Genomic DNA, 1,656 nt, shown 5'->3' on the forward strand with positions numbered 1-1,656 from the left:
AATCCGCTTTATTTTGTTGTGTTCCCTCAAGCCGATTCTGCTATCTCAGAACTTCTGGTAGCAGGCTATCAGAAGTTACTGGAAAATAACTTTTGGGGTTTGACCAATTCCACACAAGAAGCAAAAGATTTGGTGTATAGCCATGGTCTTACAGGATTAGAACTTTATGGCCATAGCCGCGGGACGATGACATTGGGGAATATGTTGTATTCTTTCAAACAAGAAGGTGTTCACGGTATAGCCGACAACACGAAGATCAATTTCTATGGACCAGCCTTTAATGTTTTAGTTGCATCCGGTCTGTTAGGTTATGTGAGTGATGGCAAACAAACCATTGTTGGCTTTGATGGGAATAGATACGACTTTGTCAGCAGAATTATTGGCGGCAATGGCTATACTTACGAGACAATACCTGCTGGTAGTAATTGGTGGAAAGAATGGTGGAGAGTGATCATGAATCCCATAAGCTCCCATACTTGCCTTGGAGATGCGAGTGATAAGTGTACATGGCGCTATGGCACATCTCATCGTGAACAAAAACCTTGAATTAAATAATGGAGTAAAAAATGAAACAAACTCTAAAGCTATTAGGTGCTGTAACTTTATTAGGTATTGCAGGATGTCAGTTTAATAAAACTCCTGGAGGGTATTTGAGCGCGTGGGAGAAAAATGGTGTTACTAATTTTACAGAGGTAGGAAAAGCCTTGTTAGAATGTGGCATGCCAACGCCTTATGATGTCGATCCAGAAAACAGAAAGCAGAGCATTAATGCAAAAGCAACAATTTATGCTTGCATGCTTCAATCAGGGTTTCGCTATAAAGATGAAGAGGTAGCAAGAGCGGGAGGGCCATGTTATACTTTTAGAGCCGAAAACCTTCCCATATGTCGTCCAGGTGCTGTCATACCACAGCGCAGTGTCAAGAAGCGCTTGAACAGCCCTTTTTGTAAAAAGCATCCAGAACAATATGAATGCTATCCTTAAGTCTTTCTTGTGATGATCAACAATCTGCCATCCTTGCCTTCACTTGGAATGGCGCGATTGTTTCCTCACGCACATTGTTTAACGGATGAAGAAAAGCAGCATTTGCAAGAGGGTGCTGATGGCAAGGTGCATGTGTCCTTTAATGGCATTTTTACTCCACCAGAGGAAGCCGCTGTTTATGCGATTCAACATGCGAAGGATAAAAATGAACCGCTTTATTTTGTTGTGTTCCCAGACGCGGCAAGCAGGGGCTTAGCAACAAGATTCAAAGTATATAAAGATGTGTAAGGGCGTATTGATGTCTATAGCTTTTTATGATTCAATAAAAAAAGTAAGTATTAAAGAAAAAATCTCAAATCAAAAATTAAAGGTGGTCTAAAAGGTGGACCAAAAAAGGTGGACGAGCAATGCTTGAAAAGGTGGACGAGAGGGGACGTTAAGTGAGGGCGATTCATCGGTTATCAGCATCATTCGTAAAGACGTCCTCGCAGGGTAAATATTGTGACGGGGCGGGGCTATGGTTGAATGTTCGAAAAGACAATACACGCTCTTGGTTTTTTCGCTATACGCACCACAATAAGCGCCGTGAAATGGGACTTGGTCCTGTTACGAAACTCTCTTTAAAAGAAGCGCGTGAGCTTACAAGATATTATAGTGATATTCTTAAAGAAGG

Annotated in this window: 2 protein-coding genes and 2 pseudogenes; all 4 read left to right on the forward strand. The window is 41.6% G+C overall.

The window, feature by feature from the left end; genetic code table 11:
* Positions 1-546: pseudogene (locus tag ACFIL3_RS10020) on the forward strand (filamentous hemagglutinin); the annotation flags it as partial.
* A 20-nt stretch (positions 547-566) separates the two neighbouring features.
* Positions 567-983: a hypothetical protein gene (locus ACFIL3_RS10025; protein ID WP_375682212.1), complete on the forward strand. Its 417-nt coding sequence runs from the start codon at positions 567-569 to the stop codon at positions 981-983.
* Between the two features lie 63 nt (positions 984-1,046).
* Positions 1,047-1,229: pseudogene (locus tag ACFIL3_RS10030) on the forward strand (filamentous hemagglutinin); the annotation flags it as partial.
* Positions 1,230-1,423: 194 nt separating this feature from the next.
* A partial coding sequence (locus tag ACFIL3_RS10035; protein WP_375682213.1) for an Arm DNA-binding domain-containing protein occupies positions 1,424-1,656 on the forward strand: 233 nt, incomplete at its 3' end.

It is taken from the genome of Bartonella sp. CE47NXGY (assembly GCF_042195415.1).
Classification (GTDB): domain Bacteria; phylum Pseudomonadota; class Alphaproteobacteria; order Rhizobiales; family Rhizobiaceae; genus Bartonella.

Bases quoted from the DNA above. Each gene is read 5' to 3' on its own strand.
- ACFIL3_RS10025 (WP_375682212.1), top strand. From the start codon at position 567: ATGAAACAAACTCTAAAGCTATTAGGTGCTGTAACTTTATTAGGTATT.